This is a genomic window from Paenibacillus sp. Y301, from assembly GCF_059445505.1.
Window position 1 is genome coordinate 570,618 of record NZ_JCAIUL010000001.1, and the last position, 18,355, is coordinate 588,972.

General features: G+C 39.9%; 14 protein-coding genes. All 14 read left to right on the forward strand.

Annotation, left to right across the window (positions count from 1 at the left end):
- Positions 1-181 precede the first annotated feature (181 nt).
- The gene (locus tag AC1D69_RS02815) at positions 182-1,954 is read left to right on the forward strand and encodes an ABC transporter ATP-binding protein (RefSeq protein WP_495454619.1); all 1,773 of its coding nucleotides are present in this window, start codon (positions 182-184) and stop codon (positions 1,952-1,954) included.
- Positions 1,951-3,813 (forward strand): ABC transporter ATP-binding protein, encoded by a 1,863-nt coding sequence (locus tag AC1D69_RS02820; protein WP_495454620.1) that lies wholly within the window; start codon positions 1,951-1,953, stop codon positions 3,811-3,813. The genes AC1D69_RS02815 and AC1D69_RS02820 overlap by 4 nt, the downstream gene beginning before the upstream one ends.
- Positions 3,814-3,993: 180 nt before the next feature.
- On the forward strand, positions 3,994-5,184 hold the full coding sequence (gene purT / locus AC1D69_RS02825) for a formate-dependent phosphoribosylglycinamide formyltransferase (RefSeq protein ID WP_495454753.1): 1,191 nt from the start codon (positions 3,994-3,996) through the stop codon (positions 5,182-5,184).
- Positions 5,174-5,629, forward strand: coding sequence for a GNAT family N-acetyltransferase (locus AC1D69_RS02830; protein WP_495454621.1), 456 nt, complete (start codon positions 5,174-5,176; stop codon positions 5,627-5,629). Before purT ends, AC1D69_RS02830 begins: the two co-directional genes overlap by 11 nt.
- 160 nt (positions 5,630-5,789) lie before the next feature.
- Positions 5,790-7,472: a response regulator gene (locus AC1D69_RS02835; RefSeq protein ID WP_495454622.1), complete on the forward strand. Its 1,683-nt coding sequence runs from the start codon at positions 5,790-5,792 to the stop codon at positions 7,470-7,472.
- 94 nt (positions 7,473-7,566) lie between these two features.
- Complete coding sequence (locus tag AC1D69_RS02840; RefSeq protein ID WP_495454754.1) at positions 7,567-9,273, forward strand: sensor histidine kinase; 1,707 nt, start codon at positions 7,567-7,569, stop codon at positions 9,271-9,273.
- A complete protein-coding gene (locus AC1D69_RS02845; RefSeq protein WP_495454623.1) occupies positions 9,270-10,247 on the forward strand; it encodes a substrate-binding domain-containing protein in 978 nt (325 codons plus the stop codon). Before AC1D69_RS02840 ends, AC1D69_RS02845 begins: the two co-directional genes overlap by 4 nt.
- A 133-nt stretch (positions 10,248-10,380) precedes the next feature.
- Positions 10,381-11,409 carry a galactose ABC transporter substrate-binding protein gene (locus AC1D69_RS02850; protein ID WP_495454624.1) on the forward strand — a complete coding sequence of 343 codons (1,029 nt, stop codon included), beginning with the start codon at positions 10,381-10,383 and terminating at the stop codon, positions 11,407-11,409.
- Positions 11,410-11,544: 135 nt separating this feature from the next.
- Entirely contained in the window at positions 11,545-13,056 is a 1,512-nt protein-coding gene (locus tag AC1D69_RS02855) for a sugar ABC transporter ATP-binding protein (protein WP_495454625.1), read from the forward strand.
- A gap of 21 nt (positions 13,057-13,077) precedes the next feature.
- A complete protein-coding gene (gene mglC, locus AC1D69_RS02860) occupies positions 13,078-14,085 on the forward strand; it encodes a galactose/methyl galactoside ABC transporter permease MglC (RefSeq protein WP_495454626.1) in 1,008 nt (335 codons plus the stop codon).
- Between the two features lie 262 nt (positions 14,086-14,347).
- Complete coding sequence (locus AC1D69_RS02865) at positions 14,348-15,184, forward strand: CAP domain-containing protein (RefSeq protein ID WP_495454627.1); 837 nt, start codon at positions 14,348-14,350, stop codon at positions 15,182-15,184.
- 256 nt (positions 15,185-15,440) lie between these two features.
- Positions 15,441-16,310 carry a GDSL-type esterase/lipase family protein gene (locus AC1D69_RS02870; protein ID WP_495454628.1) on the forward strand — a complete coding sequence of 290 codons (870 nt, stop codon included), beginning with the start codon at positions 15,441-15,443 and terminating at the stop codon, positions 16,308-16,310.
- Between the two features lie 29 nt (positions 16,311-16,339).
- Entirely contained in the window at positions 16,340-17,317 is a 978-nt protein-coding gene (locus AC1D69_RS02875) for an ABC transporter ATP-binding protein (protein ID WP_495454755.1), read from the forward strand.
- A 4-nt stretch (positions 17,318-17,321) separates the two neighbouring features.
- Positions 17,322-18,302: an ABC transporter permease gene (locus AC1D69_RS02880; RefSeq protein WP_495454756.1), complete on the forward strand. Its 981-nt coding sequence runs from the start codon at positions 17,322-17,324 to the stop codon at positions 18,300-18,302.
- The last annotated feature ends 53 nt before the right edge of the window (positions 18,303-18,355 follow it).

The window sequence follows — 18,355 nt, forward strand, 5'->3', positions numbered from 1 at the left end:
GCCTTTTAAAGACGATGTTAAACTTCATTAATGTTCACATATTACTAAATGAATTAGTTAGATCTAATGTATCTAAAGGGATTGAACTAAAGGGGAATACCCTATATTCTGGATTTTACTCAAAATGACAGACTTTAGGGGATTGTAAACTTTAGTACAGTCTATCCAAAGGAGGAGAAACATGAATGTTCTCAGGCAACTGCAGGGCTTCTTCTGGGACAAACGGAAGTTTTTGTATCTATCAATTCTATTCTTAGCGATTTCCACTGCATTAGGACTGGTAACACCTAACCTGCTTCGAATTCTAATTGATGATGTCATTACCCCCAAGCAGTTTGACAAAGTACCTATGCTCGCTTTAACCGTAATTCTAGTCGTCATTGTAAAGGCGATTATGCAGTTTCTAAGTGGAATGCTCGGAGGCAGATTGGGTAACCATCTAGCTTACCGTTTACGTAACGCTTGCTATGAGAAGTTGCAATTTCTATCCTTTCGTTATTATGACACGGCTAAGACTGGAGATTTAATGTCTCGTCTTACAGGTGATTTAGAGGCGATTCGTAACTTTATCGGTTTTGGATTAGCACAGATCATGAATACCATTCTAATGGTTGTGTTTGGTTCCATCATGATGTTCTCGATTAACTGGCAGTTAACGTTAGTGACCATGATCAGTGTTCCATTCTTAATCATTGTAGCTTTGAGATTTGAAGGTAAGATTCATCCAGCATTCCAAGAAATGCGGATCGCTCTTAGTACATTAACTACGGCTGTACAAGAGAATGTCACAGGTGTAAGAACCGTTAAATCATTTGCCCGTGAACCTTATGAAGTAGAGAAGTTCTCCGTTCGTAATGAACGGTATAAGACGAATCAAATTTTTACATCAACATTATGGAGTCGATTCTTCCCATTAATGGAGTTCTTGGCTTCCATAACAGTGGTACTGTTACTTACCGTAGGAGGAACCTTTGTTATTAACGGGTCACTTTCATTAGGAGAATTAGTTGCATTCTTTAGCTTAGTCTGGTACATAATTGGGCCTATGTGGAATATTGGGTACTTAATAAATAACTATACGCAATCGGAAGCATCAGGAGAACGTGTCTTAGAGCTACTTAATCATCCGATTGATGTCCAAGACCGAGAAGGCGCAAAAGATCTTCAGACGGAGGAAGTTAAAGGGAATGTGACGTTTGAGAACGTTACTTTTGCTTATGGTAATAAGATAGCAGCCATTAAGGATGTTAACTTTGATGCCGCTTCAGGTTCTGTTATTGGTTTTCTAGGTGGAACAGGTTCGGGTAAATCAACAATCATTCAGTTATTAATGCACGCTTATAACGTTAATGAAGGATCCATCAAGTTGGATGGAACCGATATTCGAGATATTACCGTACACAGTTTGCGAAGTCAGATTGCCTCCGTATTTCAGGAAACATTCCTTTTCTCTTCTAGCATTCAGAATAACATTTCTTATGGATTAAAGGATGTAACGATGGACGAAATCATTCGTGCGGCAGAGCTTGCAAAAGCCCATGAATTTATTATGGAAATGTCAGATGGATACGATACCGTAGTTGGTGAACGTGGTATGGGGCTTTCTGGGGGACAGAAACAACGGATCGCTATTGCGCGGGCATTGCTGAAGAATCCCAAAATTCTTATTCTGGACGATGCAACGAGTGCCGTTGACATGGAGACAGAGCATGAAATTCAGTCAGGGTTCCAGGAAGTGATGAAGGGTCGGACGACATTTATCATTGCTCATCGTATCTCATCCTTACGCCACGCGGATGAAATACTTGTGTTGGATGAAGGTAATGTTGTTCAGCGAGGAAGACATGAAGAATTAATACGTGTTCCAGGTCCTTATCGTGATGTTTACCAAATTCAGTACGCTGACCATATTGCCCGGATAAATGATGAAGCAGAAGAGCAGGTGAAATCATGAGTGATCGTGTAAATACAGATCGGCAGAAAGATCAATCTGGGAACACAGAGAAAGCAAAAGTTGCAAGTACCGGCGGAGCAAGATTCGTATATCAGGATGATGTAATTATCGATAAAGCGTTTGATTGGGGACAGTTCCGACGATTATTTGCATACATGAAACCTTATGCTAGACAGTTGCTTCCTCTCATTGGATTGATGATGATTCTTGGAACAATAACCAAATTAACAGTTCCTTATCTAACCAGTATGGCGATCGATAAGGCGATATCACCTGATAGCCCTAGTCTGAAGCTCTTATATATGATTGCTGCGGGTATTTTAGTTCTATACGCAATTCAGTGGGTAGCTACTGCTTTTCGGATTAAATATATGAATATTATTGGACAGAGGGTCATTTTTGACCTCCGTGCAGATCTATTTAAGCATATTCAAAAGTTATCCTTTAACTTTTTTGATAAAAGACCTGCAGGCTCGGTGCTTGTTCGTGTCACGAATGACGTGAACTCACTGCAGGAGCTATTTACCAATGGTGTTGTCAACTTAATGATTGACTTGGTTCAATTAGTAGGTATCGTTATTATCTTATTATTGATCAATTTCAAGCTTGGGATTGCGGTAATTATCACTGTTCCCATCATGTTCTTTATTTCTACGAAATTACGGGTGAAGATCCGTCGAGCATGGCAGGAAGTTCGCATGAAGGGATCTCGTATCAATTCGCATCTGAATGAGTCAATTCAAGGAATTCGTGTCACTCAAGCGTATACGCAAGAGAAGGAAAATATGGAATTCTTCGACGCGATGAACAAAGATGCCAAGAAATCTTGGGATAAAGCGACGACCATGAACCAAGGGTTTGGACCGCTTATAGAAATCACAGGTGGTTTCGGAACGTTGATCCTATTCTGGTTAGGTGCTTACTTGATCCAACAGGGAGAATTAACGGTAGGGTTACTGGTAGCTTTCTCTAGTTATGTAGGTAACTTCTGGGATCCTATTAACCGTCTAGGACAAATGTATAATCAATTGTTGGTCGCCATGGCTTCATCGGAACGTATATTTGAATTTATGGATGAGAAGCCTAATATTGATGACAAACCAAATGCGTTACCTATACCGCAGATTAAAGGGAATATTACGTTCGAGAATATTGTCTTTGAATACGAGAAGGGTCGCCAAGCTTTAAAAGGAATTGACTTAAATGTTGAGGCAGGTCAGACGATCGCATTGGTGGGGCATACAGGATCAGGAAAAAGTACGATTATTAATTTATTAAGTCGTTTCTATGACATCACAGAGGGTCAGATCAAAATTGATGGATACGATATTAGAGATGTAAAAGTAGAAAGTCTACGTAGCCAGATTGGTATTGTTCTACAGGATACATTTATCTTCTCAGGTACGATTCGAGATAATATTCGATTCGGAAGACTAGATGCTAAGGATGAGGAGATTGAAGCAGTAGCTAAAGCTGTAAACGCGCACGAATTTATCGCGAAGTTACCTAAAGGGTATGAGACAGAAGTAGAGGAACGCGGAAATATGCTGTCTATGGGTCAACGTCAGTTACTGTCCTTTGCTCGCGCGTTACTAGCCAATCCTCGAATATTAATTCTTGATGAAGCTACGGCAAGCATTGATACAGAGACCGAACTTAAAATTCAAGAAGCATTGAAAGTTCTTCTTGAAGGGCGAACATCCTTTATTGTTGCCCATCGATTATCAACGATCCGACATGCGGACAAAATTGTTGTGCTAGATCATGGAGAAATTAAGGAAGAGGGAAGTCATGCGGAACTAATTAAACGAAAGGGCATTTATAATGGCCTGATCGAAGCCCAATTTAAATTCATTTAATCATATAATATTACACAATCGTTCCATATCCTTCAAATTTAAACAAGCTTTTCACCCGAATGTATCTATTTTATGATAAATTATTTGTGAAATTTGATGAAAACTTGCAGAGTACTCTTGCATTATTCTTGCCAAACCCTGAAAATAGAGATGAAAGAACTATAGGGGGGATGGCAAGTGGTGTGGGGTGCTCCTTTTTCTGCATATTCCAGGAAAATGTTACTGCTGGGCAGTGGAGAATTAGGAAAAGAAGTGGTACTTGAGGCCCAGCGTTTGGGAATTGAGACCATTGCCGTGGACCGCTATAAAGATGCCCCTGCAATGCAGGTTGCACATAGGTCCCATGTGATCGATATGCTTGATGCTGAAGCTTTGAAATGCATTATTCGACAAGAACAACCAGATGTTATTGTTCCTGAGATTGAAGCGATTGCAACACACGCTCTATTGGATTTAGAACAAGAAGGTTATCATGTAGTTCCAACGGCACGTGCTACAAATCTAACTATGGACCGCGAAGGGATTCGCCGTTTGGCAGCAGAGACTTTATCGTTGCCAACCGCTAGCTACCGATTCGCAGACAGTTTAGATGAATTAAAGGCTGCAGTGGCTGAATTAGGAACTCCTTGTGTAGTAAAACCTATTATGAGTTCGTCTGGTAAAGGGCAAAGTGTATGTAGGAGTTCAAATGATGTAGAAGCTTGTTGGTCTGCCGCATTAGAAGGTGGACGAGCTAAAAGTATGCGTGTCATTATCGAATCCTTTGTTCAGTTTGACAGTGAAATTACGCTTCTTACGGTACGTTCTGTATCCGGTACGCTGTTCTGCCCACCGATCGGCCATATTCAAAAAGATGGCGATTATGTGGAGTCTTGGCAACCGCATCAGATGAGTATTGCACAACTTGAAGAGTCACAAGCCATTGCAAAAGCAATTACGGATGAATTAGGTGGTTACGGCGTTTTTGGCGTTGAATTATTCCTAACATCCGATGGAATTCTGTTCAGTGAAGTATCACCACGTCCTCATGATACCGGTATGGTCACTATGGTGACGCAAGATTTATCGGAATTTGCTTTACATGTTAGAGCTATACTTGGGTTACCAATTGAACAAGTAGAGCTTCTGTCACCGGGTGCATCAGCAACACTGAAGGCCCATAGTTTTAGTTCTGATTTTGTAGTTAGCGGAGTTGCTGAAGCTCTTGCATTACCACGTACTCAAGTGAGGGTATTTGGTAAGGGTGAATGTAAGCCAGGTAGAAGAATGGCCGTTGCTCTAAGTAGTACTGAGAATGTAGAGATTGCTCGTGAGACAGCTAAACATGCTGCTACTCTATTAAAAGTGGAGGTATATGATCATGAACAGTAGTTTGTCTGCTCCTACATTATGTATCCGTAATTTTCAATGGAATGATTTGGAGACTATTACTGCATTAATGCGTGAACTTAACTATCCTACAACCCTAAGTGTGATGAGGGAACGGATGGAAGAAATGGAGTCCAGTCCTTTGTATTGCACTTTGGTAGCTGAAGTTGATGGTCAGGTCGTAGGCAAAATCAGCTTGCACCAGGTTGTATCCTTTTGTCGTACTGAACGAACTACCCAGATTACTGCGATCATAGTAGCTAAAGAATTCCAAGGTCAAGGGTTAGGTAAAAGATTGATTCAGCAAGCTGTAGAATGGAGCAAGGGACAAGGAAGTACACTACTGTTTCTCACTAGTGGCAATCGTGTTGAGCGTGCCCCTGCACATGCATTTTATGAGCATATCGGCTTTACAAAGACAGGTTATCGTTTTAATAAAAAATTATAGGACAACCTAATGCCATAGCGTCCCCATCCCATCCCATCCCTTATCGGGTTGGGATTTTTTTTGTTTACATCATTTGGGGATTTGATATACAATACCTGCATAAATCACACCCAATTTTTTAAATTAGGTAAGCGTTTACATTATAGCGATGAGGGATGACATGTATAATCTTATTTTGGTAGATGATGAAGAAGATGTGAGAGAAGGCTTACTTGAAGAAATTGCATGGGAAGAATACGGTTTTCAGGTCATAGACAAGGCAGAGAATGGGCGAGAAGCGATGGAGTTAATTGAAAGACATTTACCGGATGTCGTTGTAACGGATATCCACATGCCATTTATGAATGGATTGGATCTTGCTGAATGGATTCGCAAGCATTACCCGAATATGAAGATTATCATTCTGACTGGATATGATGAATTTGTATATGCACAGAAAGCGATCAAAATGCAAATTGATGAATACGTACTAAAACCATTCTCTTCTAAAGAACTTGTCGACATTCTGTTAAAAGTGAAACATAAATTAGATGAAGAGGCCTCGGAGAAAGATAACTTAGATAATCTAATGCAGCATTATCGAAAAAGTCTACCACTTTTGAGAGGAATGTTCTTATCATCTTTAGTATCCAAAAGAGTACCTATTGCAGAGATTCAAGAGAAAAGTCTAAGTTATGAGCTTAATCTAATAGCCAACTCCTATATGGCCTCTATTATAAGAGTGGATTATAACCATTCAGAGTTACAAGTAATAGAACAGCCAAAGGTACTTAACGCTCCAGAGTCTATGAAAGATACTAAGGATCGACAGTTACAATTGTTCGCGGTGCTGAATATTACAAATGAGATTTGCCAAAAGTACCAGATTGGCGAGGTGTTCCTACATAACGATGATGTAGTTCTATTGCTAATGGATCAAGAAGAAGCAACAGATAAGACAGGTGGACGTTTGTTTGAAGTGTTAGAAGAGGTTCGACAGAATGTAGAAAAATACTTGAAGCTTACCGTCACGCTTGGCGCAGGAACGATTACACATTCCGTTGAAGGTGTGCATCATTCCTATAATGAGGCGTTACAGGCATTAGATTATCGATTGATATTAGGAAATAACCGTGTGATATGGATCTACGATGTGGAGACAAGCCATGACCCACTTCTGTATGAGCCACTTCACTATGATGAATTGAAACAACAGGCGTTGATCCGATCTATTAAAGTTGAGACTGCTCAGGAAGTAGGAGATTCCGTAGCAGGTCTATTTGCAGATTTAGAGATGACACAGCTAACAGTAAAGGATTGTCATGTATATGTTCTAGAAATTCTAACATCACTCATGAAAGTGGCCAAAGAGTTTCGATTGGAATTTGATGAGATATTTGGATCTAACGAGTATCCATTTGCAGAGATTACTAAGTTTAATAACTTGAATGAAGTAAAACTATGGATAACCGGTATTTGTATTAAACTTATGAATCACATTTCGAAAGGGCGTCAATCGAATTATAATCAGCTGGTTGAAGATGCGAAAGCTTTCATAGCGGTTCATTATCATGAGAGTGATATTTCAATCAACAAAGTATGCAAACATTTGCACATTAGTACAGGTTACTTTAGTAGCATTTTCAAAAAAGAAGTGAAGATGACTTTTGTTAATTATTTGATGCAACTACGCATGGATGCTGCAAAGGATTTACTACGTTCAAGTGATATGAAATCGTTTGAAATTGCGGAGAAGGTGGGGTTTATCGACCCTAATTATTTCAGCTTTTGTTTTCGTAAGAGATTGGGTATTTCACCTAAAGAATATCGAAATAACACGGGGGCTGCTATGAGTGAACATTAAATATTCACGTCGACCGAAATCTTCAAAAAAACCAAAAGTCCCTCTTTCATTTAATGTCAGAAGTATTCAGGTCATCATTACGATTTCATTCTCAATGATTACAGTTGTTGTGGTTCTGTTAGTCAGCCTATTACTCTACAACAAGTTCGCAAAGTCAGCTGAAGAAAACGCGTATCTGAACATTCAACAAATTATAGAACAGGTGAACTCAAGCTTAGAGATCTATGTTAAGGGAATGCAGGATATATATGAAGTTGTTGAACAGCAGATTGATCAAACGGAGAATATTTCAAATACATTATTGAAAGAACAATTGACGACACTTCTACATACTCGCGGGGATTTAGTCTCTGTTGCCTTGTTTACTCCACAAGGCAACATGGTATTGGACGTTCCTGATGCCAATATGAGACGAAATACACAGTTAACGGAACAAAGTTGGTTTCAATCCGCACTTAAGCAACCTGAATCCGTTTCCTTCTCACAACCTCATATTCAGAACTTATACAAAGGACAGTATAAATGGGTTGTTTCATTAAGCAGAATGATCAATTATAAGGAAAATGGCGAATTGAAACAGGGAATTCTATTGGTTGATGTTAATTTTCGAACAATTGACGAGCTAAGCAGTAAAGTAAGTCTGGGCAAAAAGGGATATGCCTATATTATCGATTCCTTAGGTAATATTATCTACCATCCACAGCAACAGTTAATTTATGCAGGTCTTAAGTATGAGAATATTGAGCCTGTATTTGAATATGCCTTTGGGAGTTATATGGATAGCTCAACAGAAGAACAAAGATATATTACGGTTAGAACGGTAAAGCCCATTGGTTGGAAGGTTGTAGGTGTGGCCTATGCGGATGAGATTGTTACGACGAAGAGGGACCTTAATCATTTTGTTGTATGGTTTCTTACGATTGTGATGTTCGTAGTTCTATTGATCTCTATCTTTGTCTCAGCCAAAATATCGCAACCTATCCGCCGATTGGAAAAGGCTGTGAAGCTGGTAGGGCAAGGGGATTTGAGCACACCTATTGATGTGAAAGGTGCTTATGAAGTAGAACAATTATCTAAGAGATTCAATCTCATGTTACATCGGATTCGGCAGTTGATGGGGCAGATCATACATGAACAGGAAGCAAAACGTAAAAGTGAACTAGATGTACTTCAAGCTCAGATTAATCCACATTTCTTATATAATACATTAAATTCTGTCATCCGACTTGTGGAGCGTGGGAAGAATGAGGACGTCGTCACCGCAATTACTTCATTGTCTAAGCTATTCCGAATAAGTCTGAGTGAAGGACGAAATATGATTACGCTAGAGGAAGAGTTAGAGCATGTTCGGCATTATTTAATAATTCAAAAGATACGATATAAGAGCAAATTCAATTACAAGATGGATATCCAAGATGAGGCATTAAGTTGTACAACATTGAAACTCATAATTCAACCCATAGTAGAAAATGCCATCTATCATGGTATCGAGCTTATGCCAGACGAAGGGTGGATACAGATCACAGTAAAAATTGAAGGTGAGAAAGTTATTATTTCAGTTACGGATAACGGTCTCGGGATGACTCCACAAGTTATGAGTCAACTGTTAACAGGTAGAGTGAAAAGTGCAGGGGGATCAGGCGTAGGTGTGAAGAATGTCCATGAACGCATCCAATTGTATTACGGCAAGGCTTACGGCTTGACATTCAAGAGTGAATTAGAAGAGGGTACGACGGTTACGATTACCCTCCCAATGATAACGAACGAAACAGATCGTGTGGAAAGAGAGGGATTGTTATGAGTAGAAGTATGAAAATCATCATGGTTCTTATGGCAACCTTTTCTCTGATGTTGGTTTCTTGTTCGGAGAGTTCGACAAGTTTACGCATGACAGATACTGTACGTAAAGTAACGATGATTGTAAAGATGGACAGTGGTGCTTTTTGGAATACCGTTAAGATGGGCGCAGAGGTCGCTGCGAAAGAATACAACGTGGATTTAACCTTCCTTGGTCCAGATAGCGAGAATGACATCGAGGGACAAGTTCAGTTGGTTGATGATGCGATAAAGCAAAAAACGGACGCCATCATCCTATCAGCCAGTGATTATATGAAATTAGCACAAGTAACCGATCGCGCAGCCTATCACAAGGTACCTGTTATCTCCATGGATTCAGAGGTAGCTTCTGCTCGAGTGAAGACTTTTGTAGGAACTAATAATTATGAAGCGGGGCAGAGGGCAGCAGAAAGATTGATTACATTGATTGGTGGTAGAGGTCAGGTTGGATTAGTCAGTTTTGTTGAGGGCTCTCGTAATGCGGGTGAGCGGGCATCCGGTATGTTGGATTATATTGCACGTTTCCCTAATGTTACTGTGATGGATATCGTGTACTGTGGTTCTGATGTGCAGCTTGCGGCGCGCTTAACGAATGAATTACTGGAGAAATACCCTGATCTCAGAGGCATAATCGCGTTAAACGAAGTGGCGGGGATTGGTGTATCACAAGAAGTCCAGAAGCTAGGCGTAGGTGGAAAAGTGAAAGTCATTACATTTGATAGTCCGCCCGAGGTCATTGAAATGTTACAAGAAGGGATTGTCCAAGCAACGGTTATTCAGAATCCATATAGCAATGGATATTTAGCTGTCCAACATGCTGTTGAAACGATTGAAGGGATTCATGTTCCCGAAAGAGTAGATACAGGCTCTAAATTGATCGATCTTGATAATATGTTATGGCCAGAGAACCAGAAGCAACTATTTCCATTTGTTAGATGAAAAGTAAACCATGAGAATTTTTATATAAAACATGAGTATTTTATATTTGGTTATGTAAGGTTATCAGCGATAATGAAAACGTATCCAAGAGGATATGCAAAGTCAAAGAAAAGTCATGGGGAGGTCTATTTAAATGAACAAAAGATTGAAGAAGATTACACCAGCTATACTCGCAGGGGCACTGCTTGGTTCTGTTGTGGCAGGGTGCTCAAACTCAGCAGACGGAGGTAAAGAACCTCAAATTGGGGTAGCCATTTATAAATTTGATGATACCTTCATGACAGGTGTTCGTAACTCCATTAAAACGAATGCTGAAGGTAAAGCGAAGGTAGAGATTGTTGATAGTCAGAATTCCCAACCGACTCAGAATGACAAAGTTGATCTGTTTATTACAAAGAAAACGGATGCTCTATTGATTAATCCCGTAGACCGCACTGCGGCTGGCGTAATTATTGATAAAGCGAAGACTGCAGATACTCCTGTCGTATTCCTCAACCGGGAGCCACTTCCAGATGATATGAAGAAATGGGATAAAGTCTACTATGTTGGAGCCAAAGCGGAAGAATCAGGAACGATGTCAGGGGAGCTTATTGTTGATTACTGGAAGGCGCATCCTGAAGCAGATAAGAATAAAGACGGAGTTCTCCAATATGCCATGTTAATGGGTGAACCAGGTCACCAAGATGCTGAGTTACGTACACAGTATTCTGTCGAAGCCATTGAAGCAGCAGGGATCAAAGTACAAAAACTTGCTGAAGATACGGCCATGTGGGATCGCGTTAAAGGACAAGAAAAAATGGCAGCATTCTTAGGCAAAAATGGAGACAAGATTGAAGCTGTGCTTGCGAATAATGATGATATGGCATTAGGCGCTATTGAAGCTCTTAAAGCTGCTGGTTATTTCAAAGGTGATAAATATATGCCGGTTGTAGGTGTTGATGCTACAGCACCAGCAATTGAAGCATTACAAGATGGAACGATGCTTGGAACGGTACTTAATGATGCGAATAATCAAGGTAAAGCTTCTGTTATTCTAGCTACGCTATTAGCTAACGGTGAGGCACCAACAAAAGAAAACGTAGGTTTTGATATCACTGATAATCAATATGTATGGATTCAATATAAGAAAATTACAAAAGACAACGTTGACGAAGTTAAATAAGGGAAATTCATTCGGGGAGCTGGATGTTTCACGAGAATCCAGCTCTCTAATGATTGTACAAGAAAGAATCCGTATATAAAATGATGTGCCTCTAAAGGCAACACATATGTCAGGTAGGAGGAGGCGGTGGAGACCATGGCTGAACATGAGTTTTTGCTAGAAATGAAAGATATCACCAAGGAATTCCCGGGTGTAAAAGCCTTGGATGGTGTTACCTTACAAGTTCGTCCCGGAACAGTACACGCTCTCATGGGCGAGAATGGCGCTGGGAAATCAACGCTAATGAAATGTCTTTACGGTATTTATGAACCAGATGCTGGTCAGATTATGTTGGATGGTGTACAAGTTGAAATACACAATTCCAAGGATGCACTAAATCAAGGTGTTTCGATGATTCATCAGGAACTTCATCCGGTCCCTTTTCGCAATGTGATGGAGAACATTTGGTTAGGTCGGTTTCCAACCAGAGGATTCGGTCCCATACAGTTTATTGATCATAAGAAAATGTATAAGGATACAGAAGACCTATTCAAGGAACTTGACATTGATTTGTTGCCGGACACCATTGTTGGAAAGTTATCTGTTTCCAAAATTCAATCCATTGAAATCGCGAAAGCTGTTTCCTTCCATTCGAGGGTTATTGTGATGGATGAGCCAACCTCTTCGCTTACGAGCGTTGAAGTAGAACACTTATTCCGCATTATCCGCGACCTACAGAAGCGAGGAGTAGCCATTATTTATATATCGCACAAAATGGAAGAGATTCTGCAAATCTCTGACGATGTTACCATTATGCGAGATGGGAAGAAGATTGGGACTTGGCCAGCAAAGGAATTAACGACAGATAGTATCATATCGAAGATGGTTGGTCGTGATCTTACGAATCGGTTCCCAGAAAAAGAAAATGTGCCTGGTGATGTTATTTTGAAAGTACATGAATTAACTTCGATACAGTCAAATTCATTTAAGAATATAACATTTGATCTTCGTAAAGGCGAAATTCTGGGAATCGGTGGCTTAGTTGGAGCGCAACGCACGGAGCTTATTGAAGCATTATTTGGGCTTAGAGAAATCGTTTCAGGGACGATATCTTTGAATGGCAAAGAGATCAAAGTGAAATCGGCGGAAGATGCCAAACGTTATGGCATGGCCCTACTTACTGAAGAACGTCGAGCTACGGGTATTTTCTCCGTATTATCGGTTCATGAGAATGGCGCCATCGCGAATATGGACCGGTATCAGAAGCCCTATTTGTTACTTGATGAGAAGAAGAAGAAAAAAGAAGTCGATCATATGGTTGGAAAACTACGTACGAAGACACCGACTACTCGCACACTAATGATGAATTTGTCGGGTGGAAATCAGCAGAAAGTATTATTAGCTAGATGGTTGCTAACGGAACCAGAGATTCTTTTGTTAGACGAACCCACACGTGGAATTGATGTAGGAGCAAAATACGAAATATATTCCATTATTGCTGACTTGGCGAAACAAGGAAAAAGCATCATTATGATCTCATCTGAGATGCCTGAACTGCTTGGGATGTCTGACCGGATTATGGTGATGTCCGAAGGACGACTAACTGGAATCGTTGAGGGAAATGTTGCCACTCAAGAACAAATTATGACTCTGGCCGCGCAGCATTAAGGCATCGAAGGGAGAATATTCATGAATACGAAAAGATTACAAGGTTTTGCGTCGCAGTATGCGATTTATATTGTTTTAGTTGTACTGATTGTTGGGATTACAGCGTACAATCCAGCATTTCTATCTATTAACTCATTGCGAGATGTATTAATTCAATCATCTACACGTGCTATTATAGCTCTAGGTGTTGCATTTATTCTTATTACAGCTGGAACTGACCTTTCCGCAGGTCGAATTGTTGGGTTAACGGCAGTTATTGCTGCTTCAATGTTACAGAAGGCGGAGTATGCTGCTCGCTTCTTTCCAGATCTTCCGCAAATGCAGTTTATCATCCCGGTTGCAATTGCTATATTCGTAGGTCTGCTTTGTGGACTTCTGAATGGATTTATTGTAGCAAAACTTAATGTACCACCCTTTATAGCTACATTAGGGACCATGGTTGCCGTGTATGGAATTAACTCCTTATATGTGGATATGGAACCGAATAACTCCCAGCCTATAGCGGGTCTTCGAGATGATTTTACGATTATAGGAACGGGTTCCATCGGAGAAGGGAAGTTCTCCTTACCTTATATTGTCCTTATCGCAATTTTTGTAGCATTCGTAGTATGGGTCATCTTCAATAAAACGAAGCTTGGTAAAAATATGTATGCCATTGGTGGTAACATTCAAGCCGCTAAAGTATCTGGTATTAATGTAGCCAAATATTTAATCTATATTTACGCTATTGCAGGAGCACTTTATGGTCTTGCCGGTGTGCTTGAGTCCGCTAGAACAGGTGGAGCAACGAATAATTACGGGAATATGTACGAGCTTGATGCAATAGCAGCTTGCGTAGTTGGTGGTGTATCAACGACGGGTGGAATTGGTACAGTTCCTGGAGTTGTTGTTGGGGTACTGATCTTTACAATTATTAACTATGGTCTAACATTCATAGGTATCAGTCCTTACTGGCAACTGATTATTAAAGGTCTGATCATCGTTGCTGCAGTAGCCTTCGATATGCGTAAATACGCTGCGAAGAAATAAGATGAACTGAACCATCTTATATAATTAGTATCATAGTTCTACCTTATATGAACGCACATTGTGCGTTTATATAAGGTTTTTTCTGTTGGGAAAGTTAATTTTCTATGGATATATCAAGGTTTGGAGGCGAATCCCAAAATCTGTAGGATCAAAAATAGATTCTAGCATGTTACAATAGTTTTGTTGTTGATGACAGTTTTGTAACCTTTTTGTAACCTCGAGATACGAAAATACGATATTAATTTAGGGAGATGTATTATATATGAAAAAATCAATGATCAAAACAGTTATGACAGGTACATTTGCTTCTATTTTAGCAGTTGGACTTGCATTACCTGGATCGGCCTCGGCTGCCTCCAATCAAATATGTAACTATACAGATATCAATGTAGTTCTTCAAGAGTGGGCTAAGAATCATAGTGTTAATGGAAATTGGAAAGTTATCGTGTTAGACAAGACACAAACAACGATTAAGCCTACAACACCAACAACTAAACCAGAAGCAAAACCAGAGGTTAAACCAGAGGCAAAACCAGAAGCAAAACCAGAAGCAAAACCAGAGGCAAAACCAGAAACTAAGCCAGAAGCAAAACCAGAAACTAAGCCAGAAGCAAAACCAGAAACTAAGCCAGAAGCAAAACCAGAAACTAAGCCAGAAGCAAAACCAGAAACTAAACCAGAAACTAAACCAGTAACAACTCCAGAAACGAATACTACAACTACAGATAAATCAAGTGTTGCTGCACAGGTCGTAGATCTAGTAAATCAGGAACGTACTAAAGCAGGTCTTAAAGCATTGACTGTAGATTCTAAACTAGCAAACATGGCTCTAGATAAAGCTAAAGATATGAGTAACAATAATTACTTTGATCATAATTCACCAACTTATGGGTCTCCATTTGATATGATGAAGACTTATGGTATCTCTTATAGCTATGCGGGTGAGAATATTGCCAAAGGTCAAAAAACACCTGCTGACGTTATGAATTCGTGGATGAACAGTGAAGGGCATCGTGCCAATATTTTGAGCCCTAACTTCACAACGATTGGCGTGGGTTTCTATAATGGTCACTGGGTACAAGAATTTATTAGCAAATAATAAACAAACAGAAACATTATATATTTAGCGACTGGGCTATTCTAATAAGATGCCCAGCCGCTTTTTTGTGTGTTAAATGATCATTACATACCCCGAAACAAGGTGAATAACACACTTTGACTCTTTGTTATATCGTCTTTAGGGTACTCGTCATTTGCAAATTTGATTTAGAAGTTTTAATGTAAACTAAATATAGGTAATCCAAGTATTAGGTAAAATGATGACAGGTACACCAAGAATAAGGGAGGTATTGAACATGAAATCATCACAGTGGATCTGGCGCTTGGTGAGTATCGTCTCGATCGTGACGACATTCATATTGCTAGCTGGATTTATATATGCCATAAAGGATATTAATGCACCACAGGCAGGTAAAGAGATGATAGCTCCAACACAACAACAAGGAGCGGGTGTAAAGGATAGTATGGAAACCAAGAAGGAATACAAGGTTGCTGCTATCGGAGACTCCTTAGCCAAAGGCACGGGAGATCAGACCGGAAGAGGGTTCGTGAAAAGAAGTGTGGATGCTCTTGCGAAGAACACGGGTAAGAAGTCTATATTACTTAACAACTTAGGCATTAACGGGTTAACTACGGATGGACTCGTATCTAAGTTGGACGAGACAGGTGTTCAATACGTCCTGAAACAGGCGGATATTATCATTCTTTCTATTGGGGGAAATGACTTATTTCAAGGAGCTCAATTGCTTTTAGCTGATGCTGGGAGTTCTGACAATTCTAATGATTCAGCAGATACAAAGTCGACAACTACGGTAGAAGAGGTAACAGCTGATAAGATATTGCGTGCATTGCCTAAAGCAACCGAACAACTGAAAACTGTGTTGGAGAAAATAAGAGAGATTAATCCTGATTCTTATATCGTATATGTGGGTTTGTATAATCCATTCGGGGATCTAACCGAATTGAGAACGGTGGGTAACGAGGCTGTAGCGACATGGAACAATGTAGCACTCACGACGATGAATAACTATGAGAATATGACGGTAGTTCCTACATATGATTTGTTCACATCCAATTTGAAACGATATTTATCAACAGATCATTTTCACCCAAACGCTGAGGGGTACCAACAAATCGCGGACCGTATAGTTCAGGGGATACAGTAAGAAGACATTCTGGAGGGAGGTAGTTGACTATGGTAAGGGAATTGAAGCGCGCGGACAATATTGTTCTATCTGTAGAACATGTGAATAAGAAAATCGGTAAAAAAATGATTATTAAGGATGTTACTTTTGACGTGCGAGAGGGTGAAATATTTGGTTTCTTAGGTCCCAATGGTGCGGGCAAGACGACAACGATACGTATGTTGGTTGACCTGATTAAACCCAGTAGTGGAACCATAAAAGTCTATGGTTATGATGTTAACCGTGATCAAGAGAATGCCTTACAATATGTAGGATCGATTGTCGAGAATCCAGAAGTGTATACTTATCTTACAGGATGGGAGAACTTGGAACATTTTGCCCGTATGCAACCCGGTGTAGATGTTGTGAGAATTCAAGAAGTCGTAGATATTGTTAGGTTAGATCAACGTATCCATGATAAGGTAAGTACTTACTCACTCGGTATGCGTCAGAGACTTGGTATAGCTCAAGCGCTATTGGGTCGTCCTAAGTTACTTATTCTCGATGAACCTACGAATGGTCTTGATCCCAAAGGAATTAAGGAATTACGTGTGTTTATACGAAAATTGGCAGAAGAAGGTCTAGCGGTATTTGTATCCAGTCATTTGTTAAGCGAAATCCAACTGTTATGTGATCGTGTAGCGATTATCAGTCAAGGAAGAGTACTTGCTGTGGGTGAGGTAAATGAATTGGTGTCAGAGAATGCTGAATATGTCATTTGGGAAATGGAACCTATGCAAGCGGGGCGAGATATATTATCTAAGTTTGAAGGGGTTCAGCTGGTAGAGTCGGCAGAATCTAAGCTCGATGATACTATCGTTGCGGGTATGTCAGTGAATGCAGTGGTGACACAGAATGGGGAGGATCTTATTCCGATGATCATCTCAGAATTGGTTAAGGCGGATATCGCTGTGAAGGGTGTCAATAAGATTAATCCAACACTTGAACAACTATTCCTACAAATGACTGCAGGTGAGAACATTGAGTAGTCATATGGTACCTCTAATTAAAAATGAATGTATTAAGATCATTAAGAAAAAACGATTTTATGTCATTCTACTTATTCTATGTGTTCTGGTGCCGATTTTCACATATGCTCAAATGCGTTCATCAGAGCTTAGTCGAGACAAGTTCAATGGCGATTGGAAGCTTGAACTGCAGCAGCAAATAACAGATAATCAGAATTCACTGGGTAGCGATCGTGTACCGGAGGAATGGAAGAAGTATCGACTTATTTTCGTGCAACAGCTACAGTATTATCTAGACCATGATGTTAATCCCAAAGAACCCAACGGGGTGACATTTACACGCGAGTTTATGGATAATTCCATCTCTTTATTCATTCCGCTGTTGATTATGGCTATCGCTTCGGATATTGTATCGGGTGAAAGGACATCAGGTACGATCAAGATGTTGTTGACAAGACCCGTAAAAAGGTGGAAGGTACTGCTGAGTAAGATGATTACAATGATCATGTTTGTATCGTTGATTGTATTATCTACTTTTGTAATAAGTTATTTGATCTCAGGAGCCTTTTTTGGATATAAGGGATTTAATATTCCCGTGTTTACTGGGTTTCAGATTAGTGGTTCTAATGTGGATATGTCAACAGTACATGCGATACCCCAATGGGAGTATATGTTGATGCAATGCGGATTAATATGGTTCGTAGCTGTAACTGTGGCCTTGCTTGCATTTATGGTGTCTGTGTTAGTTAGAAGTACTGCGGCAAGTATCGTCGTGATGATGGCGGCACTCATAGCTGGTACGATTTTGACAAATATGGCATCAGCATGGACAAGCGCTAAATATTTATTTATGGTAAACTTGCAACTTACGAATTATTTAGCCGGTACACCAGCACCTATTGAAGGTATGAATCTTAACTTTTCATTGATTGTACTGGGGATTTGGGCGATTATATCGGTGATTATTTCATTCGGAGTCTTTACGAAAAGGGATATCTTGAATTAAAATGGACAAGGATAACAAAACATCTGTTTGCATCGGATGAACATCCTACATAA